This is a genomic window from Sellimonas sp., assembly GCF_047234585.1.
Taxonomy (GTDB): Bacteria; Bacillota; Clostridia; order Lachnospirales; family Lachnospiraceae; genus Sellimonas; species Sellimonas caecigallum.
On sequence record NZ_JBKSWG010000004.1, the window covers coordinates 99903 to 124827 of the forward strand.

The following is a 24925-nucleotide window of genomic DNA, read 5'->3' on the forward strand; positions in this document are numbered from 1 at the left end:
GACTGTGATAATACTGTGTATTCCATCGTTTCTTCCTCCTATTTCAGATAAACACTATTGCTATCATACACAATTTTTTCTGTTTCATCAAGTTCTTTTTTGCAATTTATACATTCTTTGTCTGTTCCATGCCAGCCAGCTTCTGCTTTTTGTACTCTTTGAATCGTCCTTCTTCGATGGCCTGTCTGATTTCTTCCATCATGGTATTGTAAAAATACAGATTATGGAGTACGCAGAACCGCATGCCAAGCATTTCTTTTGCTTTCAGCAGATGTCTGATATATGCTCTGGAATATTTTTGGCATACCGGACACTGACATCCCTCTTCGATCGGCCGGTCATCAAGCTCATATTTGGCATTAAACAAATTCAGCTTTCCCTGATTCGTATACACATGCCCGTGCCTTCCGTTTCTTGTCGGGTAAACGCAGTCAAAGAAATCCACTCCTCTTTCTACCGCTTCCAGGATATTGGCCGGCGTACCGACTCCCATCAGATATGTCGGTTTGTGAAGCGGAAGGTGTGGCACAACCGCATCCAGGATCCGGTACATCTCTTCATGTGATTCGCCTACTGCAAGTCCTCCGATAGCATAGCCCGGCAGATCCAGCTCGGATATCGCCTGCGCGTGGGCAATTCTGACATCCTCGAGAATCCCTCCCTGATTGATCCCAAAAAGCATTTGATCAGGGTTGATCGTATCCGGCAGCGAATTGAGCCTCTCCATCTCTGTCTTGCACCGCCTGAGCCATCTGGTTGTTCTTGCCACAGATTTTTCGATGTAATCCCGGTCTTTTGTGCTGGCCGGACATTCATCGAACGCCATGGCGATCGTAGACGCCAGATTGGACTGAATGCGCATACTTTCTTCCGGCCCCATAAAGATCTTTCGGCCGTCAATATGTGACTGAAAGTGCACACCCTCTTCTTTGATCTTTCTGAGTCCTGCCAGGGAAAACACCTGAAATCCTCCGGAATCCGTCAGGATCGGCTTGTCCCACACCATGAATTTGTGAAGTCCTCCAAGTTTTTTCACAACCTCATCTCCAGGCCGTACATGGAGGTGGTACGTGTTGGACAGCTCCACCTGTGTCCCGATTCGATTCAAATCCTCTGTGGACACGGCGCCTTTGATGGCTGCTGCTGTACCCACATTCATAAATACAGGGGTCTCGATGACCCCGTGTACCGTTGTGAACCGGCCTCTTTTGGCGAGGCCGTCACGCTTTATCAATTCATACATTCTTTATTCTCCGTTTCGTATTTGTTAAAAATGGCAGATGATCGGCGTAGATTCATTGATCAGATCATACAGTTTCTGTGCATCATCATATTTCATATTGATACAGCCGTGAGAACCATGTGTCTTATACCAGTCTCCTCCGAAGCGTGTCTGCCACGATGCATCATGAAAACCGATATCTCCGTTAAACGGCATCCAGAATGCTACCGGAGATTCATATGAGTATTCTCCATTTGCCAGCTTTTCTCCTCTCAGAACCGCATTTTTGGTTTTGTACGTAAGATCGTAGCTTCCCTGAGGTGTATCATCACTTCCATTCGGTTTTCCTGTTACGATATCACAGTTCATGATAGCCTTTCCGTCCTGGAAAAACCAGAATTTCTGAGTGGTAAGATCTACCTCCGCGTAAGTGTTTCCGTAGTCGTTCATATCACCGTGATCGGCACCGCGCCTCGACCATTTTGGTTCACGTGTCACTTCTTTTCCACTCTCTATATTGGCTACCAGTGCAGCATATTCATCTTTCTGGTTCATACTCCATCCGAAATCTCCTCCGGAGACATTGACCGTATCGCCCCGTCCGCTCACAAACTGTCTTGTTGTACCGACTGTATTATACTTCGATGCCAGCTCCTTTATATATGCCGTGATCTTTTCACTGTCGAAAGTGACCTGCATATTTTCGTCGACTGTGAGCCACTGAGAAATGAGTGTCCTATCTACCACCTCTGTCTTTGGCGAAAGATCGTAGGTAATCTTGCTGCCCAGGTACTGATTCATCTTTGTCACTGCATCGCTCACTTCCTGTGAATCAGACACATATTTCGGAAGCGTATAGCAGTTTTCTTCTTTCATATCCATTTGCGGCTGAAATCCGCTGATGTACGAATCCACTGCCTTTTTGAAATTTTCCACGTTGATCGCCGTACCTACTACTTCTGGCTGGACCACAAATTGATTTCCGTCGTATTTTGGCTGTGCGTTCTGCGACGGTGTCTGATTTTCTTCCTTCATACAGTCCAGGGAATTGATCACAGTCTCCAATTTTCCGGCATCGTATTCCACTCCCACAGATGCGGTCAGTTCGCTCTTTGACCACAGACATACCGGCCAAAGGAACGGATTCTGCTGATCTTTGACTTTCTCCAGATCATCTCCTGGTTTGTACGTAAGGTCGATGTCCTGTCCTGAGATCGTCTCCGTACCTCCATCGATTTCATTCAGCGTAAGCACATAACTGTCCACCTGTTTTCCCATGTATGTCTCCGCAGCCTTGACGCTCTTCCCTGAAAAATCATTTCCGTTTACTGTTGTTCCAAGATAAAAGTGGCTGTTGAAATAGAATGCTCCCCCAAGGTATACTACTGCTGCGACACCGGCGATGCTGCCTGCTGCAATAGCAACCTTCTTACCAATACCTTTTCTTTTTTGTTTCCGAACCTCTGACTTTGGATTCTGATTTTGTCCTCTTTTCCTTGGACCTCGTTTGTGCTTGATTCGTTCTTTCCTTTTTGTTTCTTCTATATCAATCTGTTCCTTTCTTTTATTCATTTACCTTTACTCCCTTACTCTTAACTCATACATGGAATATTATAATATGTATATATAGAAAAGTACAGTGAAAATTTGTTGAAGATTGTCGGAAGAAATAAATACTTTTCTTTCCTAAAATGAAATTTTAAATTCCACCCCTCTAAGGGACAGTAGAGTTTACTTCTGCACAGTTGATATTTACTCTTTCATATATTCATGGTATGGTTATCTCTCCTTCTGACAGCAGTAGAAGGAGGCACATGATGAGTAAATATATTCCTGGTAACCAGAAACATCTTACCCTCGAAGACCGTATCTATATCGAAAATGAACTGAACAAAGGCACATCCTTTAAAGATATTGCCAGGTTCCTGTGCAAGGACCCTACCACAATCTCAAAAGAAGTCAGGGCTCACCGGCTCTCGGATTGGTATCATAAAGGGACTTTCTATAATGCCAAAAACTTCTGTACCCACCGCTATCACTGCAGGAAGACAAATGCCTGCGGAAAGATTGTCCTGTGCGGCATCAAATGCGCATCCTGTCCTACCTGTAACCAGACCTGCAAAGACTTCGAAAAAGAACGCTGCTCAAGGCTTGACCGGGCTCCCTATGTCTGCAACGGCTGTACGAAAAAAATCAGTCACTGCACGATCGCCCACAAATACTCTTATAACGCCAGGTTTGCTGACAGGAAGTATCGGGAAACACTTCGGGATTCCAGAACAGGGATCAACATGACGAAACGGGAACTTCACGAAAAGGATCTGATCGTTTCCCCTCTGATCGAACAGGGACAGTCCCCTTATCATATCCTGACAAACCATCCAGAACTGGATATGTCCGTCCGTACGATGTATTCCTATCTTGATCAGGGACTCTTTACGGCACGTAACATAGATCTGAAGCGGAAGGTCCATTTCAAGCCAAGGAAGTGCCATAAAACACAGATCACGGACAGAGCCGTCTTCACCAACCGGTTATATCGCGACTTTTGTTCCCTCGGTCTAACAGACTATGTTCAAATGGATACCGTACATTCGTCCAGGGAATCAAAAAAGACCTTGCTGACTATGTTTTTTACCAAAGAGAAGCTCTTCCTCGCCTTTCTGATGAACCGATGCACGAAAGGCGCTGTCCGTCTTGTTTTTGACCGTCTGGAAAAGCGTATGGGAACTTTTGAATTCGCTTCCGTGTTTGAATATATCCTGACGGACCGGGGCTCTGAATTTGGTGACCCGGATGCTTTGGAGACCGGTGTAAACGGAATACAGCGTTCCAGCATTTATTACTGTGACCCGATGCAGAGCGGGCAGAAGGGCGGACTGGAGCAGACACACACGATGCTCCGGATGGTTCTGCCGAAAGGCACCAGCTTTGAGTTTCTCACACAATGGGATGTCAATCTGATCGTGAACCATATCAACTCTACTCCCAGGGAAAGCCTGGATGGAAGAACGCCATACAGCGTTGCATTGGAAACGCTGGGAGGAGAGGTCTTAAACGCATTTCAGCTTAGGCCGATTGCCCCGGATGAGGTAAATCTGACACCTAAGCTGATCCGCTTTAATCACTAATCAACTGATCGAAATCTGCTGTCAGACTGGAAGTAAACATTTCACATTTTTTAGATGTGACCGGTGGAATTCAGTCTCGCACACTATTTTTCAGCGGTCCGTTTCCTATGCCCAGAAATCAAGTATTTTTCGATGAGTTGAGCTAATTATAGCAGAAAAGAAGATATTTTGCTCAAAAATCTTCTGCAAAATCGGCAAAAAACAAAGTGTGGTGGAATTTAACTCTGCACTGGAATTTAAAATTTCAAGTTAGCAATACTTTTCTTTCTTTTTCAACAAATTTATCATTGCAGGGGCTTCTTCCTTTATATATAATAAAGCAATAACAAGACAGATTTTACATCAAACGAAAACAGGAGGAAATATTATGGCAGGTTCATCTTTTGGGAAAGAATTTCAAATCAGCACATGGGGTGAATCCCATGGTCCGGGCATCGGAGTTGTCATCGACGGATGTCCATCCGGGCTTTCTCTTTGTGCGTCTGACATACAGAAATATCTGAATCGCAGGAAGCCGGGACAAAACGCATATACGACCGCCCGCAAGGAAGCCGATGAGGCAGAAATCTTGTCAGGTGTCTTTGAGGGACGTACAACCGGCACTCCGATTTCCATCCTTGTTCGAAATACAGATCAGCGTTCCCACGACTATAGCCAGATCAAAGAGTGTTATCGTCCTGGGCATGCCGACTATACCTTCGATGTCAAGTACGGATTTCGGGACTATCGGGGCGGCGGCCGCTCCTCCGGCCGTGAAACCATCGGCAGGGTAGCCGGAGGCGCTGTAGCTTCAGCTCTTCTGAAAGAGCTCGGCATTACCGTGACAGCTTACACGAAAGCAATCGGTCCGTATGAAATTCCTACGGAGGAATACGATCTCTCCGTCATTTCCAGCAGCCCTCTTTTCATGCCGCATCTTGGTTATTCCAAAAAGGCAGAAGCATATCTGAAAGAATGTATGGAAAAGAAAGACTCCGCAGGTGGAATCATCGAATGCATTATCGAAGGAATGCCCGCAGGTATAGGCGAACCTGTCTTTCAAAAACTGGATGCGCTTCTTGCCCACGCGATGCTGTCCATCGGCTCCGTGAAAGGTTTTGAAATCGGCAGTGGATTTTCCGCTTCCCGCTCAAAAGGAAGTCTGAACAACGATGCTTTTTGCATGGATGAAGGCAAGATCGTTAAAAAAACAAACCATGCCGGCGGAGTCCTGGGCGGCATGAGCGACGGAAGTCCTGTTTTATTCCGCGTGGCCATCAAGCCTACTCCATCCATCTCCTCCATGCAGCACACCGTCACTTCAGGTTTGGAAGATACACAGATTTCTATCCACGGCCGTCATGACCCGGTCATTGTACCGCGTGCTGTTGTAGTCGTGGAATCCATGGCTGCCGTCACAGTCGCTGATCTTCTTCTTCAGAATATGCATTCCAGCATGGACGGTGTCCGCCGTTTTTACCTCTGATCTGAAAAATACGATAGAGTGCAGTCTTTTTTACTTTCTTTTGTAAAAAAGATTGCACTTTTCTTTTTTTTATGTATAATAGTATCCGGTGCGCTTGTTAAGCAATACTAAACTTTTTGTTTATTTTTATATGACACAGATACTGTTTCTGTAAAATCAGGAGAAGCAAAATGAACATAGGTGCAAAAATCAAAGAGCTTCGTATCGCGAAAGGTCTAACTCAAGAGGAACTTGCGGACCGCTGCGAACTTTCCAAAGGGTTCATCTCCCAACTGGAGCGGGATCTGACGTCTCCTTCCATTGCCACACTTGTAGATATACTGCAGTGTCTAGGGACCGATCTCCCGGGCTTTTTTTCGGAAGAAACCGAAGAACAGATCATCTTTGGGGAAGAAGACTATTTTGAAAAGACGGATTCGGAGCAGAAACTAAAAATCGAATGGATCATCCCAAACGCGCAGAAAAATATGATGGAGCCTGTCAGAGTGACCATCGAGCCAGGCGGATCCACATATCCGGATGTCCCCCACGAGGGCGAAGAGTTCGGTTATGTCTTGTCCGGCAGCATTCAGATTCACGTCGGACCCAAGATCTACAAAGCCAAAAAAGGAGAATCTTTTTACTTTACTCCCCATGCCTCCCACTATATTACAGCAAATGGGAAGACAGGGGCGAAGTTTATCTGGGTTAGTACACCACCCAGTTTTTAAAATGAATTTCGGAGGATAATGCGATGCCAAACAAACTGATCGATATCAAAAACATTTCCAAATCATTCGATGACAATCTTGTCCTGGATGATCTTAATCTTTATATCCGGGAAAACGAGTTTCTTACGCTGCTTGGGCCAAGCGGATGCGGAAAGACGACTCTTCTCAGAATCCTTGGAGGTTTTGAAAAGCCAGATCAAGGACGCATTCTTTTTCAGGGCAAAGATATTACCGACCTGGCCCCGAACAAACGTCAGCTCAATACCGTATTTCAGAAATATGCTCTTTTTACCCATATGACTATCGCGGAAAATATTGCGTTTGGTCTGAAGATCAAAAAGAAATCGAAATCTTATATCCAGGACAAGATCCGCTACGCTCTAAAACTTGTCAATCTTGACGGCTTTGAAAACCGATATCCGGACTCTCTAAGCGGCGGACAGCAACAGCGTATCGCCATTGCCCGGGCGATCGTAAATGAACCTAAAGTACTTCTTCTTGATGAACCGCTTGGGGCTTTGGATCTGAAACTCCGCCAGGATATGCAGTACGAGCTTATTCGTCTGAAAAATGAACTTGGCATTACTTTCATCTATGTAACGCACGACCAGGAGGAAGCACTTACCATGTCTGACACCATCGTTGTCATGAACCAGGGCTATATCCAGCAGATCGGAACACCGGAAGATATTTACAACGAGCCGCAGAACGCTTTTGTGGCCGATTTCATCGGGGAGAGCAACATCCTTCCTGCCATCATGGTCCAGGACAAACTCGTCCAGATACTCGGCACAAATTTCCCTTGTGTAGATACTGGATTCGGGAAAGACGAGCCGGTAGACGCAGTCATCCGCCCGGAGGATATCGATCTTGTGAAACCGGAAGATGGCATCATGGAGGGTGTTGTGACGCATCTGATCTTCAAAGGTGTCCACTACGAAATGGAGGTAACGGCCCACAATTTCGAATGGCTCGTACACAGTACCGACATGTTTCCTGTCGGAACGAAGGTTGGCATCAAGGTGGATCCATTCGATATCCAGATCATGAAAAAACCGGAATCTGAAGATGAGGAGGCTGCGGCTGCTGATGAATAAGAGAAAACTCCTTGCAGGGCCATATCTGTTCTGGTCCGTCTCCTTTATCATCATCCCGCTTTTTATGGTCATCTACTACGGTCTCACAAATGATAACGGAGATTTTACCTTGAAAAATCTTGCTGCCATGGCAACTCCGGAAAATTTAAAGGCACTTGGACTTTCCCTCCTTTTGTCTGTCATCAGTACCACGGTTTGCCTGCTTTTGGCTTACCCGCTGGCCATGATCCTCACAAATATGAAAGTTGGAAAAAGCAGCTTTATTGTGCTGATGTTCATCCTTCCGATGTGGGTAAATTTTCTGCTTCGGACACTTGCCTGGCAGAATCTGCTGGAAAACAACGGTGTCATCAATACCTTACTTCGGTTTTTAAATCTGCCGACCATTGATATCATCAATACGCCGTACGCCATCGTACTTGGAATGGTGTATGATTTTCTGCCATTTATGGTGCTCCCGATCTACAACGTACTGTCGAAAATTGATCAGAACGTGATCTCTGCCGCCAGAGATCTGGGCGCCAACAGTTTCCAAACTTTTCTAAAGATCATCTTTCCGCTGAGTCTTCCGGGTGTAATCAGCGGGATTACCATGGTCTTTGTGCCATCTCTGACAACCTTTGTCATCTCCGACCTCCTGGGCGGAAGCAAAGTCCTTCTGATCGGAAATGTCATCGATCAGACCTTTACTCAGGGAAGCGACTGGCACACAGGAAGCGGATTGTCGCTTGTCCTTACGATTTTCATCGTGGCAAGTATGATCCTCGTGGCAAAATACGATAAAGAAGGAAAGGGGGCGGCATTCTAAATGAAAAAGACATTACAGAAAATCTATCTTGCTTTGATCCTGATCCTTTTGTATGCGCCGATCCTCACTCTTGTGGTGCTCTCCTTCAACGCATCAAAGACCCGTTCAAAGTGGGGCGGCTTTACCGGAGAGTGGTATGTTGCCCTCTTTCAGAATGAATCGATCATGAACGCTCTCTACACGACACTGATCATAGCATTCCTTTCCGCCTTGTTTGCAACTATCCTTGGGACGATGGCTGCCATCGGACTGCAGGCAACGAAAAAGAAATTCCGTTCCGTGTTTCTGACCATCGCAAATATTCCGATGCTGAATGCGGAGATCGTAACAGGGATTTCCCTTATGCTTTTGTTTTTGGCTTTCAGAATGACCCTTGGATTTACTACGATCCTTTTGGCACACATTACGTTTAACATCCCGTATGTAATGCTGAGCGTACTTCCGAAGCTGAAACAAACGGATATACACACTTACGAGGCTGCGCAGGACTTGGGTGCTTCCCCACTGTATGCCTTTTTCAAAGTAGTATTCCCTGATATCCTGCCGGGAGTACTCTCCGGGTTTCTCATGGCATTTACCATGTCCCTGGACGATTTCATCATCACACACTTTACAAAAGGACCTGGGGTAGATACCCTGTCCACAAAGATTTACAGTGAAGTCCGAAAGGGGATCAAGCCGGAAATGTACGCGCTCTCTACCCTGATGTTTGTGACTGTGCTTTTCCTGCTCGTTCTCATCAACACAGCTCCGCCAAAGAAGCTGACAAAAGAAGAGCGTCAAAAACAACGTAAAGCCGTGCGGATCAGCCGAACGATTTTCCGCAAAGTGGTCCCAGCAATGCTCGTGATCGTCATTGTTGCCGGAGGATTTTTCTACAACTCCAAACAAAATTTTGCAAATGGCAGCAACCGCGTTATCGTGTACAATTGGGGGGAATACCTGGATCCGGAAGCCATTACCATGTTTGAGGAAGAGACCGGTATCGATGTCGTCTACGAAGAATACGAGACAAATGAGATCATGTATCCGAAGGTCGAGTCCGGCGCCATCGCGTACGATGTCATCTGTCCGTCCGACTATATGATCCAGCGGATGATAGACAATGATCTCCTTGCAAAAATCAACTTTGACAACATCCCAAATATCAAAAATATCGGACAGACATACATGGAACAGTCCCGTCAATTTGACGCGAACAATGAATATTCCGTCCCTTACTGCTGGGGAACTGTAGGGATCCTCTACAATAAGAAGATGGTAAAAGAGCCGATTGAAAGCTGGTCTGTCCTCTGGGATGAAGACTACAAAGACAGCATTCTCATGCAGGACAGCGTCCGGGATGCATTCGGTGTCACATTAAAATATCTTGGATACTCCCTGAATTCCACAGACCGTGATGAACTTTATGAAGCGCAGGAGCTTCTTATAGAGCAGAAACCTCTCGTTCAAGCATATGTCATCGACCAGGTCCGTGACAAAATGATCAACAATGAAGCTGCCATCGGCGTGATCTATTCCGGGGAAGCAATCTACTGTCAGCAAGAAAATCCGGATCTTGAGTACGTGATCCCGAAAGAAGGTTCCAATATCTGGATCGATTCCTGGGTTATCCCGAGAAATGCCCAGCACAAAGAAAACGCAGAAAAATTCATCAACTTCCTCTGCCGCCCGGATATTGCGCTGATGAATTTCGAATTCATTACTTACTCCACTCCAAATACGGCAGCCAGGGAACTGATCGAAGATCCGGCAATCCGCAACAGCCGGATTGCATTCCCGGATGCTTCCGAGTTGGAAGGCTGCGAGACATTTAAGTTCCTGGGAGATAAAAATGACCGCATCTATAACGAACTTTGGAGACAGGTTAAATCAAAATAAAAAAGGAATCTGCTAAATATGATCCGAGAATTCACTTACCATATCACAGAACAGGATATACAGAAAGCGCCTTCTGGCGCACCTCTTACGATCCAAGGCTTTTTAAAAAGCCTTGGATATTCTCATTCTGTCATTGTTTCTCTGAAACGCACGCCGCAAGGCATCGTAAAAAACGGAGTCTGGTCAAGAACCGGAGATGTACTTCACGCGTCGGACACTCTTCAAATCCGTATTGAGGAGACGCTCTCCTCCGCCAACATTGTCCCCATCCCTCTGCCTTTTCCTGTTGTTTACGAAGATGCTGATCTGCTTGTCATCAACAAACCGTCTGGAATGCCGATCCATCCTTCACAGGGAAACTATGACAACACGCTGGCAAATGCAGCCGCTTACTATTATCAACAGAAAAAGGAGCCTTTTATCTACAGGTGCATCAACCGTCTGGACCGTGATACAACGGGCCTTCTTATTCTGGCAAAACATTCTTACAGCGCCTCCCTTCTATCCCGAATGGTGGCAAACCGAGATATCCACCGTGAATATCTGGCTGTTGTCAAGGGCAAAACCGAACTGTCCGGTGTTGTGGAAGCCCCTATCGGCAGGAAGGAAGGCTCTACGATCGAACGCCAGGTAGATTTTGAGCATGGAGACTATGCTCGGACTATATATCGGCGGCTGTACTGTGAGGGAGGATACTCCCTGCTATCTCTCTCACTGGACACGGGACGCACACATCAAATCCGGGTGCATATGAACTATATCGGCCATCCTCTGCCCGGAGACTTTCTATACTGTCCGGATTACACAAAAATAAGACGGCAGGCTCTTCATTCCTACCGTCTCTCTTTTCTGCATCCCATTACAAAGGAAGCGCTTTCCTTTACGGCTCCGCTCCCTGACGATATGCGTGCTTTCTTTACACTTCAAAACATCCCCCTCCGATAAATTCCCTCAAAAGGGAATTTGCGGGGATGTTATCTGAACCGATTCCCAGAAAATAATCCAGAAATTTCAAAAGTCTCTTAGCTTCCGGATATACCGGAGTGTCAGGGCAGATGCCAAACAACAGCGGCTCCACGTATTGCTTTAGCACAGCCAGCTCATAGATCAGGGCGGAATTGAACATGACATCCGCCTCTTCCTGGTACGGGAAAATATTTCTCTCCTCCCCTCTTCTCACGGAATACCACATGGCGATAGTCCTGTCTGCCGGCGTTCCTCTCGTCCTTGCATCTCTCACAATCCTCCGTATAAGACGTCCGTCTGTTGTCGGGATTCGGTTATGTTCATCAACATTCAGCTGTGTCAGAGCACTGATGTAAATGCGGAATTTGTTTTCCCTCGGAAGCATCTTTGTAAGCTCTGGATTCAGACAATGGATCCCCTCTATCACAAGGATGTCATTCTCTTCCATCCGGATTCTGTGACCGTTATATTTGCGCTGTCCGGTCACGAAATCAAAGGTAGGGATCTCCACTTCCCTGCCTTCCAAAAGCCCCCGCAAATCTTCGTTAAACTGCTTTATATCAATAGCTTCGAGACATTCAAAGTCATAATTCCCTTTCTCATCCTTGGGCGTATGCTCTCTGTCCACGAAATAATTATCCACAGCCAGCGGATGCGGCCTCATCCCATTTACCCGAAGCTGAATGGACAGCCTGTGCGAGAACGTTGTCTTTCCGGAGGATGACGGTCCCGCAATAAGAATAAATTTGATATTTTTCCGGTTTTTGATCATCTCGGCAATCTCGGCGATCTTCTTCTCCTGCTGTGCTTCCTGCACAAGCACCATATTCTGTGCCCCGGCCCTTGTAATTTCAGAATTCAACGCCCCGACTGTCTCAATCCCAAGCATATCTCCCCATTTTGTAGACTCCTTCAGCACGTCAAATAATTTTTTCTGCGGCCGAAAAGGAGGAACAATTCTAGGATCCTGCAAAGTCGGCATTTGGATCACAAATCCCTCGTCATACAGATGCAGGGAAAAATACCGGAGATATCCGGCGCTTGGCACCATGTATCCATAATTGTAATCCTCAAATCCGTTCATCCGATAAATATTGACTCTGGAACTTCTTCTATACCGGAAGAGCTCTTCTTTATCGTACATCCCATACTTATGAAAAAGATCGACAGCCTCATCCGTCTGAATGCTCCGTTTGCAGAACGGCATATCCTCTCTGATGATCTCGATCATTCGGTTTTCAATTTTTTCCAGTATCTCTTCATCGACTTTCCTATTTCCTTCGATAGTACAGTATAGTCCCTGATCCACAGAATAATGGATCCGTACCTTGTCGACATGTTCATGCCCTAAAGCATCATACACCGCCTTTACAAGCAGAAAGCTCATGCTTCTCTTATATGTCTTATGCCCAGCGTTGTCCCCTGTCGTCACGAAGACAAGCTCGCAGTCATGTTCCACTTCTTTGAAAAGCTCTTTCAGTTTTCCATTATCAACAACTAGAACAATGTCATTTTCATACATGCTCTGGCGCTCTTTGGCGATTTCCAGATAGGTCGTTCCATCCGGGTAGCATTTCTTTTCTCCGTCCGGAAATGTGACGGTATAAACTTTCTGCATTTCCAACTCTCCTTTCGGATCAGACTATAGAAAAAGGTATTTTTTTTGGCATGGAAAGGAGACATACTTCTCCTTTGAACTGTTCTTCCAGAAGCTCCTTCACATCTTCTATAAACAAATATTCCAGCCCATAGTGTCCGGCATCGATGATCGAAAGCCCCTGAGCCGCCGCGTCGATTCCTGTATGGTGCCCAATGTCGCCTGTTACAAGCACATCCGCCCCCTTTTTCAGAGCCTCAGGAATGACACTGCTGCCCGCTCCTGGGCATACTGCCACCTTCTGAATCTTTTTCTCCCCTCCAAAACAGCGCAGACCGCACAGACCAAACCGTTTCCGAACCCGTTCCGCGAACTCGGTCACAGACACTTCTGTACTCAGTGTTCCGATACATCCAATGCCGACTGCCCGGCCATCTTTCTCTCCTGTCACTTCCAGAGGAAGAGCGCCTGTCAGTTCCAGTCTATCCGCTGCAAGCAAGCCCATCCTGCACACATCGTAATTGGTATGCATTGCATAATATGCAATATCCTTCCCAAGTAGTGTTAAAATCCTTTTTCCGATGAAATCTCCATCAGTAATCCGCTTTACAGCGCTAAACAAAAGTGGATGGTGGGAAATGATCAGATCCACACTTTGTTTTACTGCAGTTTCCACTGTCTCATCATCCACATCCACAGTAATGAGGACCTTTTTTACTTCTTTTTCTTCTCTTCCCAGCAGAAATCCGCTGTTGTCCCAGTCCATGGCGTATTCTTCCGGCGCCAGACCAGTTAGTATTCTTCTGATCTCTCCTGCATTCATATCATTTCCTCCGTTTATTCCCTGGTTCCTTTTGCGGAAAAGGCGGACTTTGCTTTCTCAAGTATCGTGATCTCTTCTTCCAGATTACGGATCCTTTCCCGTATCCTATCCGGTTTTTCTGCTATCTCAAACAATTCCTCGCGAATCCGTGTCTTTTTCGCCCACTCCCGTTCCAGGAAAGACCAAAGCACCTGATCTTTCTTCTCCAGAAGGCATCTTCCGAACAGATACTCCTCCTCCCGATACGGCTGCGTCTCCTTCTTTCCTGGTATCGCCCTCAGCATAGGATAATATTTGCCATCTTCATATACCATATTCTCCTCATCAATAAAAAATCCGTTTTTGATCAGAAATCTTCGCACCTTTCCAATCTCAGACTGAGGTTGAAGAATACACTCTTTCAAAGATGCCGCTACTTCAGGGCTGTCTGACAATATCTTTATAATAAGAGCGCCGCCCATTCCGGCGGCGATCATACTCTCTGTTTCTTTCACATCCAGTTCTTTCAGACCGTCCGACTTTCTTGTCTTTATTTTGCTGCAAAGTCCGTGTTCCTGAATATGTTCCCGGGCCCGCATAAGGGGCCCATCGTTGATATCCATCGCGATTGCGGATGGAATTACTCCCTTCTCTACAAGGAAGATCGGAATATAGCCATGATCTGTTCCGACGTCCGCAAGACGCATCCCTTTCGTCACGAGAGACGCAACCGCTTCCAGTCTCTTTGACAATTCCATATATTCCTCCTAATCCAGGTAATCTCTCAGTTTTCGGCTTCTGCTTGGGTGGCGCAATTTTCTGAGTGCCTTTGCCTCAATCTGACGGATACGCTCTCTTGTGACATCAAACTCCTTGCCGACCTCTTCCAGCGTCCTTGCACGGCCATCATTCATGCCAAACCGAAGTCTCAGCACTTTCTGTTCTCTGTCTGTAAGTGTGTTCAGCACTTCACTCAGCTGCTCTTTCAGAAGGGTCGACGCTGCTGCCTCGGCTGGTACCGGAACATTGTCATCCTGGATGAAATCTCCAAGATGGCTGTCTTCCTCCTCTCCGATCGGTGTCTCAAGGGAAACTGGTTCCTGAGAAATCTTCAGAATCTCACGCACCCTGTCTACCGGCATGTCCAGTTCTTTTGCAATCTCTTCCGGCTGCGGCTCCCTTCCCAGTTCCTGAAGAAGCTGGCGGGATACCCGGATTAATTTGTTGATCGTTTCCACCATATGGACTGGGATACGGATCGTTCTTGCCTGGTCTGCGATCGCTCTCGTGATCGCCTGGCGAATCCACCATGTAGCGTAAGTACTGAACTTAAATCCCTTCTGATAATCAAATTTCTCCACTGCCTTAATAAGACCCAGGTTTCCTTCCTGAATCAGGTCAAGAAAGAGCATTCCACGCCCCACATAACGTTTCGCGATACTTACCACAAGACGTAAGTTTGCCTCTGCAAGACGTTTCTTAGCGCTTTCGTCGCCTTCTGCCATTCTCTTTGCCAGATCGATCTCTTCCTCCGCGCTCAGAAGCGGTACCTTTCCAATCTCTTTTAAATACATCCGCACCGGATCTTCAATGCTGATTCCATCCGGGACAGAGAGATCGATCTTCTCCATATCCACTTCGTCCTCTTCGTCCGAAAGGATCAGATCATCAATATCTGCATCCAAGTCATCGTCGTTTACCATGCGAAGAACGTCGATATTGACGGCTTCCAGATATTCGTATACCTTCTCCATGTGCTCTGTATCCAGTTCCATGTCAGCGAAAAAATCATTGATCTCCTGAATCTCCAGCACGCTCTTCTTTTTCTTTCCGAGTGCGACCAGTTCTTTAAGTTTCTCTTCAAATTTCGCTACGTTTTCTTCCATGCTTTTGTCCATCCTCTCATCGCTAGTTTCTATCATATCATCCTAATTTATGGAAATCTGTATCTGTTGCAGTTTCTGCAGATCCTTCTTTGCCTCCATCAGCCGCTGCAGTCCTTTGATATCCGTCGGATCCAACGCCCGTGTAGCTTCTTCTATGCTGTGATTCTTGACCCGTATCACGGTCTCTTTCAGAGCCTTTTCCTGCTCTTCCTTTGTGGACAGCTCTTTGATCTTTGTGTGGAACAAAGAGGCCGCTTCTTTATGCTCCTCTTCTTCCGTAAAATAGTTCAGGATCTGGGCCGGATTGAGTCGTCCTGCTTCGTATTGTTCATACAGCAGTTCTGCCACTTTCCGGTACGGAACGCCAGGGAAATCTTCCGGCGAAATATATTTCTTAACCTGGGCAAACACTGACATATCTTCGATCATCCATGTAAGGAGAATTTTCTGTGACTTCAGGTTCCCATCCTCTTTTTCCCTGTTTCCTTCCGTCTTTTTTGCCCTTTTTACCGGAACGGCAAGGCCTGATACGACGGCCATCTTCGCCACCAGCTTTCTAAGATCCTCAAAGGAGACTTTGTATGTTTTTGCTACCGCTTCAATGTAATTGTTCCGTTCAATCTCCTCATCGAATGTCCCGAGTCTTCTGGCCGCTTCTTTCATAAATTCAGTCTTTCCTTCCGGAGAAGCCATATCAAACTGCTTTTCCAACACTTCCAAACTGAACATAAATCCGTTTCGTGCTTTTGAAATACGCTCTTCAAATGCCTTCGGACCAAGATTTTTAATAAATTCATCTGGATCCTTATATGGATCCATCCGGATGACCTTCGCACTGATGCCGGCATCTTTCAGGATCGGAACAGCTCGAAGCGCTGCTCTTGTCCCCGCTTCATCGCTGTCATATGTCAGATATACTTCCTGCACATACCGTTTGATCAATGAGGCATGTCCTGCTGTGAGAGCAGTCCCAAGGGATGCCACAGCATTCGTAAATCCTGCCTGATGAAGAGCGATAACATCCATATACCCCTCACACAAAAGAAAATACGGCTTTCTTGTCTGTCTTGCCCGATTCAGTCCATAGAGATTTCTGCTCTTATCAAAAATGGGAGTTTCGGGCGAATTGAGATACTTGGGCTTACCCTCTCCCATCACTCGTCCGCCAAATCCGATTACTCTGCTGTTTGCATCCATAATTGGAAACATAACCCGATTCCAGAACTTATCGTGCAGACCGTATTTCTCATCCGCACTTGCAAGACCAGCCTGTATGATCATCTCATCCGAATACCCCTTCATCTTCAGATATCGGCTTAGATCATCACTGTATTTGTTTGCATATCCAAGCCCGAAATGTACAATCGTATCCTCCGAGAGTTTTCTCCCTGTCAAATACTCATGTGCCGTCTTTCCTTTCTCGGATTTTAATTGGGCATAATAATATTTGGCAGCCAGCTTATTGATTGCTAGAAGTGTCTCTCTGATTCCTGCCCTTCTTCTTGCTTCCTGCGACTCGTCTTCTTTTGGCAGATCCACACCTGCACGCTGAGCCAGATGCTGAAGTGCTTCCGTAAAGGTATAATGTTCATATTCCATAAGAAACGTAAATACATTCCCTCCTGCTCCACATCCAAAACAGTAATACATCTGTTTATCTCTGCTCACAGAAAAGGATGGAGATTTTTCATTGTGGAAAGGGCAAAGTCCAAACCAGGAGTTTCCTTTTTTGGAAAGTCTAACGTAGGATGAGATCACATCCACGATATCATTTTTCATCCTCACTTCTTCGATCAGTTCTTCTGAGTAATACAAGTCTGTCCCTTCTTTCACATATGGTCATAATCTCCTACATAAGTTATATTCGACAAAAGGTGGTAATTTCCTTTTTTTACTTCAAAGTTTTTTCGAAATTTTTTTAGTTTTTCCTACAACTCAATTATTTTTCTTTTTCCAGCCGTTTTTTTATGGCATCTACGACTGTCTCGAGTACTTTGATCCTTGCGTAGTATTTGTCATTTCCTTCCACAATGATCCACGGCGCCTGCGGCGTAGATGTCTTGATGATCATCTCTTCTACCGCCTTCTCGTAGAGATCCCATTTTTCCCGATTTCTCCAGTCTTCTTCTGTGATCTTCCACTGCTTGTCCGGATTTTCCTGGCGCTCCCGGAATCTTTTCTCCTGTTCATCTTTGTCGATCTGCATCCAGAATTTCAGCACGATGGCTCCCGCATCCGTAAGCTGTGTCTCCATCTCGTTGATCTCCTTATACGCCCGTTTCCATTCCTGCGATGTACAGAATCCCTCTATTCTTTCCACCATAACTCTCCCATACCACGTCCGGTCAAATATGGCGATATGTCCTTTCTTCGGCATTTTACACCAAAATCTCCAGAGATAATGGTGTTTCCGCTCGAGATCGTTAGGAGACGCTGTTGGAATCACGACAAATCCCCTCGGGTCCAGAGCCTGAGTAAGTCTCTTGATGGCACCGCCCTTCCCCCCTGCATCCCATCCTTCAAAACCGAGCACAACAGGAATCCGCTTTTTATATAATTCACCGTGCAGACGTGCCAGTTCTTTCTGCAGTTTTGCCTTCTTCTTTTCGTACTTTTCTTTTGGGCATGCAAGTGTCAGATCAGCCCGGTTCAGAACAGAACTCTCCTCATCCATATCAATTCCACATTCTATCGTCCCCGGTTTTTTCCCTTTCTCCAGCGCTGTCTCCATAGCTGCGATTACCGTCTTATAAATCTTAACTGTAGCATAACGTTTATCCGTGGCCTCCACGATTGTCCACGGCGCATACTCCGTATCAGAACGCTTCAACATCTCCTCATTGACTGCCAGGTATTCCGGATAGCCTTCGTTTCTCTTCCAATCGTCTTTTGTCACTCTCCACATCGTTTCCTTGATAGAGGAAAGTTTCTCAAACCGTTTTTTCTGTTCTTTCTGATCAATAGCAAGAAACAGCTTTATGATCAACTGTCCGTCATCTGTCAGTTCTTTCTCAAATGACAAGATCGCCTGGAATGTCTGATTCAATTCTTTCTTCGTCAGCTGCTTCTCAAAATGCTCCTCCAGTACTCTCCTGTACCAGCTCGTATCAAAGACCGCTATCTTCCCCTTTTCCGGCGTCTTCATCCAGAATCGTTTCATATAAGGATAAAACTTTTCATCTTCTGTCTCTTTTTTTACAGCGAATACTTCGAATCCTCTTGGATCCAGAGCCTGGATCAGCTTTCCGATCTGAAGCCCTTTCCCTGCAGCATCAAATCCCTCAAAAACAATCATGACCGGAATTTCTGCTTTCTGGCATTCCCTCTGCAGTCGTCCAAGCTTTACAGTCAGCTCTTTCATCTGCTCTTTATATTTTGTTTTTTCCATCTTTTTCGACAGATCAATCTGTTCCAACATAAAGTTTCCTCCTTTTCCAATTTTTTTATTTTTTTAAATTTATTGTTGACATTCTGTCCGATTCATAGTATTATATACCTCGGACAGCCGATAAAACGGTTGCTTGCGGAAGTGTCGGAACTGGCAGACGAGCAAGACTAAGGATCTTGTAAGCATTGCGCTTGTGTGGGTTCAAGTCCCATCTTCCGCATCCTTTGAAGAGAACTTTTTAAGTTCTCTTTTTTCTTTTTATAAACTATAAGCTGCTGTCCTTTCGGCTACAATGCCAATTATTGTATAAGTATAGCACTTTCATTTTACAAATTGTAGCCTGGTGCAGGAAAGATTTTTCCTTTTACAGAATTGCAAAAAAATTTTATTTTTTTCTTGACATTCTATCCAGTTTATAGTATTATATACCTCGGACAGCCGATAAAGCGGTTGCTTGCGGAAGTGTCGGAACTGGCAGACGAGCAAGACTAAGGATCTTGTAAGCATTGCGCTTGTGTGGGTTCAAGTCCCATCTTCCGCATTTCGATTTAAAAACCCTTCTGGTATGTATTTATACCAGAAGGGTTTTTTAGTTCCAAACAATTAGCCTAAAAAAGACATCTCCAGTCGCTTGGACTTCGAGATGTCTTTTCTCATGTTACTATTAAACTAATATTAAGCCTGGTTTGCTTTTGCAAGTTCTGCAAGTGTTGCAAATCCAGCCGCATCGTTGATAGCCATATCTGCAAGGATCTTTCTGTTGATCTCTACTCCTGCTACCTTTAATCCGTGCATCATTTTGCTGTAGGATAATCCATTCATTCTTGCAGCAGCATTGATACGTGCGATCCAAAGCTGACGCATCTGGCGCTTGCGCTGTTTACGTCCAGCGTATGAGCTTGTGAGTGCTCTCATAACAGACTGTTTTGCCACTCTGTACTGTTTGGAGCGCGCTCCTCTGTATCCTTTCGCTAACTTCAAAACTCTATTGTGTTTCTTCTTTGCGTTCATTCCGCCTTTAATTCTTGCCATGTCTTACTCCTCCTTCTATTCTTCCAACTCTTATAAGTACGGTAATACTTTTTTCATGTTCTTCACATTTGTTGCATCTGTGATGATCGCTTTTCTGAGGTTTCTCTTTCTCTTTGTGGATTTCTTTGTTAAGATATGGCTCTTGTAAGCTTTGTTTCTCTTTAACTGTCCTGTTGCTGTCTTTTTAAAGCGCTTTGCAGCTGCTCTATTTGTTTTGATTTTTGGCATAATAATGTTCCTCCTTAAATAATAAAATAAGTTTATTTTTAACGTTTTTCAGTTAAAACCATGCTCATGCTTCTGCCTTCCATCTTTGCTGCCTTCTCAACTACAGCTACATCTTTCAGGTGTTCCGCAAAATCATCCAGGATATGTTTGCTCTGCTGCACGTGAGCCATTTCTCTTCCGCGGAAACGAAGTGTTACTTTTACTTTATTTCCTTTCTGGATAAATTTCTTTGCATTGTTTACTTTTGTGTTCAAGTCATTCGTATCAATATTTGGAGATAATCGAACTTCTTTTACATCTACAGTTTTCTGTTTCTTTCTTGCTTCTTTCTCTTTTCTTGCCTGCTCATATCTGAACTTGCCGTAATCGATGATCTTACATACCGGCGGCTTTGCTGTCGGAGCAATCTTTACGAGATCCAGCTCCGCATCCTGCGCAAGCTTCTGAGCTTCCTTTGCAGACATAATTCCTAATTGTTCCCCATCCTGTCCGATAACCCGCACTTCTCTGTCGCGGATCTGCTCGTTAATCATTAATTCGCTAATTGTAGTACACCTCCGTAAATAGAAATACTCATTCCTTGTCCTGTCCGTTTTCTGTTGCCAAACTTTGTCTGCTGACAGTTTCACGCACAAAAAAAGCGGACAGCCACAGACTACCCACAAACATCTCTCCCTTTCCCCTCTTTCTAGCGGATACAAGGATCTGGATATTTAACCATCAGTCACTCTTTTGTGCTGCGGTGAGAGCGGATACTCTGCTTTGTTTTTCATACAACAGTTATATTATCACAGCCTCCTTTCTATGTCAAATACTTTTTTCAATATAATTTTTTTCTTGCTTTTTGCATACCACTATGCCATAATATACACACTTACTTTAAAGTGATACAGAAATAAGTTATTGAGAGATTAGGAGGGTACAAATGAAAGAGCGAAGTAATTTTTCCAGTAGACTCGGCTTTGTGTTGGCTGCGGCCGGTTCTGCTGTAGGACTAGGGAATATCTGGCGTTTCCCTTATCTGGCAGCCCAGTACGGAGGAGGAACATTCCTTCTCATCTATCTGATCCTTACTGTCACTTTCGGTTTCTCCCTTATGCTTGCGGAGATTGCTATCGGACGTAAAACGGGACTCAGTGCCATCGGAGCATTCAAGAAGTTAGATAAGCGTTTCGGCTTTCTCGGTGTTCTGGCATCCCTGGTACCAATCATTATCTTCCCTTATTATTCTGTAATCGGAGGATGGGTTACAAAATATCTGGCAGTTTTTGCGACAGGCGGTGGTAAAGAAGCTGCTGCGGATACGTACTTTTCCGAATTTACCGCTTCTCCGGTCGAACCTTTGGGATGGTTCTTCCTTTTCCTTGCCGCAACGGCCATCATCGTCCTCTTTGGTGTAGAAAAAGGAATTGAGAAAGTCAGCAAATTTATGATGCCGATTCTTGTCATCCTGACAGTTGGCATCGCAGTATATTGCATCACACTTCCAGGAGCCGAAGAAGGTGTCATATACTATTTAAAACCAAACCTGAAAGATTTCTCCAGCAAGACTGTACTTGCCGCTATGGGGCAGCTCTTCTATTCCATGTCCCTGGCCATGGGAATCATGGTTACATACGGCTCCTACATGCGGAAAGACAACAATCTGGAATCATCTGTCCGGCAGATTGAAATTTTTGATACCGGTTTTGCATTCCTTGCCGGTCTTATGATCATCCCTGCGGTATTTGTTTTCTCTGGAAAAGATGCGCTCCAGACGGGTCCGGGCCTGATGTTTGTTACGCTTCCAAAAGTATTTGCAAACATGCCTCTCGGCGGTTTTGTCGGAGCCGTTTTCTTCCTTCTTGTCCTGTTTGCCGCCCTTACTTCCTCCATCTCCCTGATGGAGACCATCGTATCTATTATCTGCGACAAGCTGCACTGGGCAAGAAAACGTTCTGCACTTACTGTAGCCGTATGTGCATTGATTCTCGGCGCTCCATCTTCCCTTGGATTTGGGCCTCTGAGTTTCATTAAGATTTTAAATCTTTCCATCCTGGATTTCATGGATTTTATAAGCAACAGCGTATTGATGCCGATCGTCGCATTCCTGACTTGCATTTTCGTAGGATTTTTCATCAAGCCAAAGTCAATTGCCGACGAAGTAAGACTGAGCAGTCCTACATTCAAAAGTGAAAAACTTTTTACTGTCATGATCAAGTGGATCGCTCCTATCTTCCTTGTTGCAATCCTGTTGAGCTCTGTATTCCACTGGGTATAATACGGGCTTCTTTCTGCGGGCACAGTGTCTATCGATACTGTGCCCGTTTTGCTGTATACTTTTCCCCGTTTTGGAAAAACTTCATACTGAAACAGGAAAAATGGAGGAACAATCAATGAAAGTTTCCAAAATCATACAGGAAAATATCGCTTATATCAACGAAGTACTCCCAGTAAAGGAAAGCTTTGATATCATAGAGAGAGACATGATCATCGGAGGACGGGAAAGTTGTTTTTTCTTTATCGATGGATTTATGAAAGATGAAGTCATGTCTAAAGTTATGGATACATTGTTTAAGCTTACACCGGAACAAATGCCAAAAACTTCCACAGAACTTTCCAGGACAATGATTTCCTATGTAGAAATCGATACCTTTTCTGAATTTGACGGAATCATAAAAAATATTTTATCCGGAGTAGCATGTCTCTTTGTGGACGGCTATGAATCCTGCATTGCTATCGACTGCAGAACATACCCTGCAAGAAGCGTAGACGAACCTGCCCAGGACAAATCACTCAGGGGATCCCGGGACGGATTTGTGGAGACAATCGTATTTAACACTGCTTTGATAAGAAGACGGATCCGGGATCCACATTTGACAATGAAAATGATGGAGATCGGAAAATCGTCCAGAACGGACGTTACGCTCTGCTATATGACTAATCGGGTAAATCAAGATCTTTTGAATCTTCTTATACAAAAATTTGAACAGATGAGAGAGCACGATCTCAAGATGAACCAGCAGACTCTGGCGGAACTTTTGTTTAAAAGGAAATGGTATAATCCTTTTCCCAAGTTCAAATATACTGAACGCCCAGATACAGCGGCGGCATGTATCATGGAGGGAAAAATTGTAATCCTCGTGGACAATTCACCTTCCGTCATGATTCTTCCGACTTCGATCTTTGACATAATCGAGGAGGCAAATGACTATTACTTTCCTACGCTGACCGGGATCTATCTGAAGATTTCCCGCAGCATCATTACAATTATGACTGTATTTTTGACTCCTCTCTTTCTTCTTTTTATGCAGAACCCCGAATGGATACCTGATGTATTTGATTTTGTGCTCGTAAGAAACACGATCAATATTCCTCTTTACTTCCAGCTCCTTTTGCTGGAACTGGCTATCGACGGTCTGCGCCTTGCCGCTTTGAACACGCCAAGTATGCTCAGCACGCCCCTCAGTGTTATTGCCGGTATCGTCATGGGCGAATTCTCTGTGCAGTCGGGCTGGTTCAATTCAGAAGTCATGTTATATATGGCTTTTGTGGCAGTAGCCAACTATACACAGCCAAACTTTGAGCTTGGTTACGCACTGAAGTTCATGCGTCTGCTTCTTCTTACACTGACCGCCCTTTTCAATTGGATCGGTTTTGCCGTCGGTTGCATCATAATTGTATGCTCCGTCTGCTTTAACCGTACTGTATCCGGCAGAAGCTACCTGAATATCCGTCTGAATTAACTGGGAGCATGACTGGACAGATTCAGATTTTTTTGGAATTTTTTCAAAAGTTTTTGCTTCATTCAGTAAAAAATGGTATGATTAAAAAAACTGAATGAGGAGGTTTTGCAAAAGTGAAAGAATTTGTTATTACAGCAGACAGTACCGTAGATCTGCCGAAAGAGTGGCTTGAAGAGCACCATATTCCGGTATTACGCTTATCATATACCATCGATGGACAGTCTTATCCGGACATGGAAGGGCTTTCCAAGAAAGAATTTTTCGACCGGATTCGTGCCGGTGCTATGCCTACCACATCCCAGGTTACCCCATCTCAGGCAAGAGAGTTTTTCGAATCGATTGTCAAAGATGGGAAAGACATCATCCATATTGGCTTTTCTTCCGGGCTCAGCGGAAGTGTGGGGAGCGAACAGCTCGCTGCCCAAGAGCTGATGGAAGACTACCCGGATTGCCGTATCACTGTCATTGACTCTCTGTGCGCCTGCCTGGGGGAAGCCCTTCTGCTCTACTATGTTTTGAAACAGAAACAGGAAGGAAAAGCCTATGACGAGATTGTGACATGGGCAGAAGAAAATAAACTCCATGTATGCCACAACGTCACAGTGGACGATCTTCATCATCTCCACCGCGGCGGACGTATCTCCAAAGCTACCGCTGTCCTCGGTTCGATGGTCAAAATCAAACCGATCATCCACGTGGACGACAACGGCAAACTTGTCGTTATTGGCAAAGAAAGAGGTCGAAAAAAATCCCTCCATAAGATTGTCGATATGATGGCAGATCAGATAAAAGGCTGGGACAATGAGATTGCCATGGTCACGCACGGCGACTGTGAGGAAGATGCACAGTATGTTGCCGACTTGATCAGAAAACAGTATGGAATCCAGACGGTGCTGATAAATGTGATCGGCACTGTCATCGGCAGTCACACTGGTCCAGGTGTTGTCGCAACTTTCTGCATGGGCAACAAACGATAATACCTTTTCT

Annotated in this window: 21 protein-coding genes and 2 tRNA genes; 12 read left to right on the plus strand and 11 right to left on the minus strand. The window is 45.2% G+C overall.

The genetic code is table 11. The annotated features are described in order from the left end of the window. Positions 1 to 106: 106 nt before the first annotated feature. Positions 107 to 1243 (minus strand): tRNA guanosine(34) transglycosylase Tgt, encoded by a 1137-nt coding sequence (gene tgt / locus ACLROL_RS02660; RefSeq protein ID WP_087199538.1) that lies wholly within the window; start codon positions 1241 to 1243, stop codon positions 107 to 109. Positions 1244 to 1267: 24 nt separating this feature from the next. Next, the gene (locus tag ACLROL_RS02665) at positions 1268 to 2794 is read right to left on the minus strand and encodes a L,D-transpeptidase family protein (RefSeq protein WP_087211124.1); all 1527 of its coding nucleotides are present in this window, start codon (positions 2792 to 2794) and stop codon (positions 1268 to 1270) included. Between the two features lie 245 nt (positions 2795 to 3039). On the opposite strand from ACLROL_RS02665, the gene ACLROL_RS02670 reads away from it, so the two are divergent. The 7 genes from ACLROL_RS02670 to ACLROL_RS02700 all read left to right on the plus strand — a co-directional run bounded on the left by ACLROL_RS02670 (position 3040) and on the right by ACLROL_RS02700 (position 11259). Next, a complete protein-coding gene (locus tag ACLROL_RS02670) occupies positions 3040 to 4353 on the plus strand; it encodes an IS30 family transposase (RefSeq protein ID WP_087210550.1) in 1314 nt (437 codons plus the stop codon). Between the two features lie 367 nt (positions 4354 to 4720). Further along, positions 4721 to 5818 carry a chorismate synthase gene (gene aroC / locus ACLROL_RS02675; RefSeq protein ID WP_087199534.1) on the plus strand — a complete coding sequence of 366 codons (1098 nt, stop codon included), beginning with the start codon at positions 4721 to 4723 and terminating at the stop codon, positions 5816 to 5818. A gap of 170 nt (positions 5819 to 5988) precedes the next feature. Beyond that, the gene (locus ACLROL_RS02680; RefSeq protein WP_087211120.1) at positions 5989 to 6528 is read left to right on the plus strand and encodes a helix-turn-helix domain-containing protein; all 540 of its coding nucleotides are present in this window, start codon (positions 5989 to 5991) and stop codon (positions 6526 to 6528) included. 23 nt (positions 6529 to 6551) lie between these two features. Then, the gene (gene potA / locus ACLROL_RS02685; protein ID WP_087199530.1) at positions 6552 to 7625 is read left to right on the plus strand and encodes a spermidine/putrescine ABC transporter ATP-binding protein; all 1074 of its coding nucleotides are present in this window, start codon (positions 6552 to 6554) and stop codon (positions 7623 to 7625) included. Further along, positions 7618 to 8433, plus strand: coding sequence for an ABC transporter permease (locus ACLROL_RS02690; RefSeq protein WP_087199528.1), 816 nt, complete (start codon positions 7618 to 7620; stop codon positions 8431 to 8433). The genes potA and ACLROL_RS02690 overlap by 8 nt, the downstream gene beginning before the upstream one ends. After that, a complete protein-coding gene (locus ACLROL_RS02695; RefSeq protein ID WP_087211115.1) occupies positions 8434 to 10314 on the plus strand; it encodes an extracellular solute-binding protein in 1881 nt (626 codons plus the stop codon). An 18-nt stretch (positions 10315 to 10332) separates the two neighbouring features. Beyond that, entirely contained in the window at positions 10333 to 11259 is a 927-nt protein-coding gene (locus ACLROL_RS02700; protein ID WP_413067283.1) for an RluA family pseudouridine synthase, read from the plus strand. Here ACLROL_RS02700 and ACLROL_RS02705 read toward each other — a convergent pair. From ACLROL_RS02705 to pap, 6 genes are all read right to left on the minus strand, one after another. Beyond that, entirely contained in the window at positions 11231 to 12898 is a 1668-nt protein-coding gene (locus ACLROL_RS02705; protein WP_087211109.1) for a nucleoside kinase, read from the minus strand. The genes ACLROL_RS02700 and ACLROL_RS02705 overlap by 29 nt on opposite strands. Before the next feature lie 19 nt (positions 12899 to 12917). Further along, positions 12918 to 13700, minus strand: coding sequence for a Nif3-like dinuclear metal center hexameric protein (locus ACLROL_RS02710; protein ID WP_087199516.1), 783 nt, complete (start codon positions 13698 to 13700; stop codon positions 12918 to 12920). Positions 13701 to 13714: 14 nt separating this feature from the next. Next, complete coding sequence (locus tag ACLROL_RS02715) at positions 13715 to 14437, minus strand: tRNA (adenine(22)-N(1))-methyltransferase (RefSeq protein ID WP_087199514.1); 723 nt, start codon at positions 14435 to 14437, stop codon at positions 13715 to 13717. A 9-nt stretch (positions 14438 to 14446) separates the two neighbouring features. Further along, positions 14447 to 15565, minus strand: coding sequence for an RNA polymerase sigma factor RpoD (rpoD, locus tag ACLROL_RS02720; RefSeq protein ID WP_087199512.1), 1119 nt, complete (start codon positions 15563 to 15565; stop codon positions 14447 to 14449). 42 nt (positions 15566 to 15607) lie between these two features. After that, positions 15608 to 17380 carry a DNA primase gene (dnaG, locus tag ACLROL_RS02725; protein WP_087199736.1) on the minus strand — a complete coding sequence of 591 codons (1773 nt, stop codon included), beginning with the start codon at positions 17378 to 17380 and terminating at the stop codon, positions 15608 to 15610. Positions 17381 to 17504: 124 nt separating this feature from the next. Then, positions 17505 to 18983, minus strand: a complete 1479-nt coding sequence (pap, locus tag ACLROL_RS02730; RefSeq protein WP_221919136.1) for a polyphosphate:AMP phosphotransferase — start codon at positions 18981 to 18983, stop codon at positions 17505 to 17507. Positions 18984 to 19088: 105 nt separating this feature from the next. Between pap and ACLROL_RS02735 the strand changes: the two genes are divergently transcribed. Beyond that, positions 19089 to 19173 (plus strand) — tRNA-Leu (locus ACLROL_RS02735). Between the two features lie 236 nt (positions 19174 to 19409). Continuing rightward, positions 19410 to 19494, plus strand: a tRNA-Leu gene (locus tag ACLROL_RS02740). 134 nt (positions 19495 to 19628) lie between these two features. Here ACLROL_RS02740 and rplT read toward each other — a convergent pair. The 3 genes from rplT to infC are packed head-to-tail and all read right to left on the minus strand — an operon-like array spanning position 19629 to position 20746. Beyond that, positions 19629 to 19985 carry a 50S ribosomal protein L20 gene (rplT, locus tag ACLROL_RS02745; RefSeq protein WP_087199508.1) on the minus strand — a complete coding sequence of 119 codons (357 nt, stop codon included), beginning with the start codon at positions 19983 to 19985 and terminating at the stop codon, positions 19629 to 19631. A 30-nt stretch (positions 19986 to 20015) separates the two neighbouring features. Next, positions 20016 to 20213, minus strand: a complete 198-nt coding sequence (rpmI, locus tag ACLROL_RS02750; protein ID WP_087199506.1) for a 50S ribosomal protein L35 — start codon at positions 20211 to 20213, stop codon at positions 20016 to 20018. Between the two features lie 38 nt (positions 20214 to 20251). Further along, a complete protein-coding gene (gene infC, locus ACLROL_RS02755; protein ID WP_087199504.1) occupies positions 20252 to 20746 on the minus strand; it encodes a translation initiation factor IF-3 in 495 nt (164 codons plus the stop codon). Between the two features lie 392 nt (positions 20747 to 21138). Here infC and ACLROL_RS02760 point away from each other — a divergent pair, with 392 nt between their 5' ends. The 3 genes from ACLROL_RS02760 (at position 21139) to ACLROL_RS02770 (ending at position 24915) form a co-directional block, all read left to right on the plus strand. Then, positions 21139 to 22473 carry a sodium-dependent transporter gene (locus ACLROL_RS02760; protein ID WP_413067284.1) on the plus strand — a complete coding sequence of 445 codons (1335 nt, stop codon included), beginning with the start codon at positions 21139 to 21141 and terminating at the stop codon, positions 22471 to 22473. A 100-nt stretch (positions 22474 to 22573) separates the two neighbouring features. Continuing rightward, complete coding sequence (locus tag ACLROL_RS02765; protein ID WP_413067285.1) at positions 22574 to 23938, plus strand: spore germination protein; 1365 nt, start codon at positions 22574 to 22576, stop codon at positions 23936 to 23938. A 113-nt stretch (positions 23939 to 24051) separates the two neighbouring features. Further along, a complete protein-coding gene (locus ACLROL_RS02770) occupies positions 24052 to 24915 on the plus strand; it encodes a DegV family protein (RefSeq protein ID WP_087199499.1) in 864 nt (287 codons plus the stop codon). The last annotated feature ends 10 nt before the right edge of the window (positions 24916 to 24925 follow it).

Coding starts and splice junctions, on each gene's coding strand:
- tgt (WP_087199538.1), bottom strand. CDS start 1,243: ATGTATGAATTGATAAAGCGTGACGGCCTCGCCAAAAGAGGCCGGTTC.
- ACLROL_RS02665 (WP_087211124.1), bottom strand. CDS start 2,794: ATGAATAAAAGAAAGGAACAGATTGATATAGAAGAAACAAAAAGGAAA.
- ACLROL_RS02670 (WP_087210550.1), top strand. CDS start 3,040: ATGAGTAAATATATTCCTGGTAACCAGAAACATCTTACCCTCGAAGAC.
- aroC (WP_087199534.1), top strand. CDS start 4,721: ATGGCAGGTTCATCTTTTGGGAAAGAATTTCAAATCAGCACATGGGGT.
- ACLROL_RS02680 (WP_087211120.1), top strand. CDS start 5,989: ATGAACATAGGTGCAAAAATCAAAGAGCTTCGTATCGCGAAAGGTCTA.
- potA (WP_087199530.1), top strand. CDS start 6,552: ATGCCAAACAAACTGATCGATATCAAAAACATTTCCAAATCATTCGAT.
- ACLROL_RS02690 (WP_087199528.1), top strand. CDS start 7,618: ATGAATAAGAGAAAACTCCTTGCAGGGCCATATCTGTTCTGGTCCGTC.
- ACLROL_RS02695 (WP_087211115.1), top strand. CDS start 8,434: ATGAAAAAGACATTACAGAAAATCTATCTTGCTTTGATCCTGATCCTT.
- ACLROL_RS02700 (WP_413067283.1), top strand. CDS start 10,333: ATGATCCGAGAATTCACTTACCATATCACAGAACAGGATATACAGAAA.
- ACLROL_RS02705 (WP_087211109.1), bottom strand. CDS start 12,898: ATGCAGAAAGTTTATACCGTCACATTTCCGGACGGAGAAAAGAAATGC.
- ACLROL_RS02710 (WP_087199516.1), bottom strand. CDS start 13,700: ATGAATGCAGGAGAGATCAGAAGAATACTAACTGGTCTGGCGCCGGAA.
- ACLROL_RS02715 (WP_087199514.1), bottom strand. CDS start 14,437: ATGGAATTGTCAAAGAGACTGGAAGCGGTTGCGTCTCTCGTGACGAAA.
- rpoD (WP_087199512.1), bottom strand. CDS start 15,565: ATGGAAGAAAACGTAGCGAAATTTGAAGAGAAACTTAAAGAACTGGTC.
- pap (WP_221919136.1), bottom strand. CDS start 18,983: ATGTTGGAACAGATTGATCTGTCGAAAAAGATGGAAAAAACAAAATAT.
- rplT (WP_087199508.1), bottom strand. CDS start 19,985: ATGGCAAGAATTAAAGGCGGAATGAACGCAAAGAAGAAACACAATAGA.
- rpmI (WP_087199506.1), bottom strand. CDS start 20,213: ATGCCAAAAATCAAAACAAATAGAGCAGCTGCAAAGCGCTTTAAAAAG.
- infC (WP_087199504.1), bottom strand. CDS start 20,746: ATGATTAACGAGCAGATCCGCGACAGAGAAGTGCGGGTTATCGGACAG.
- ACLROL_RS02760 (WP_413067284.1), top strand. CDS start 21,139: ATGAAAGAGCGAAGTAATTTTTCCAGTAGACTCGGCTTTGTGTTGGCT.
- ACLROL_RS02765 (WP_413067285.1), top strand. CDS start 22,574: ATGGAGGAACAATCAATGAAAGTTTCCAAAATCATACAGGAAAATATC.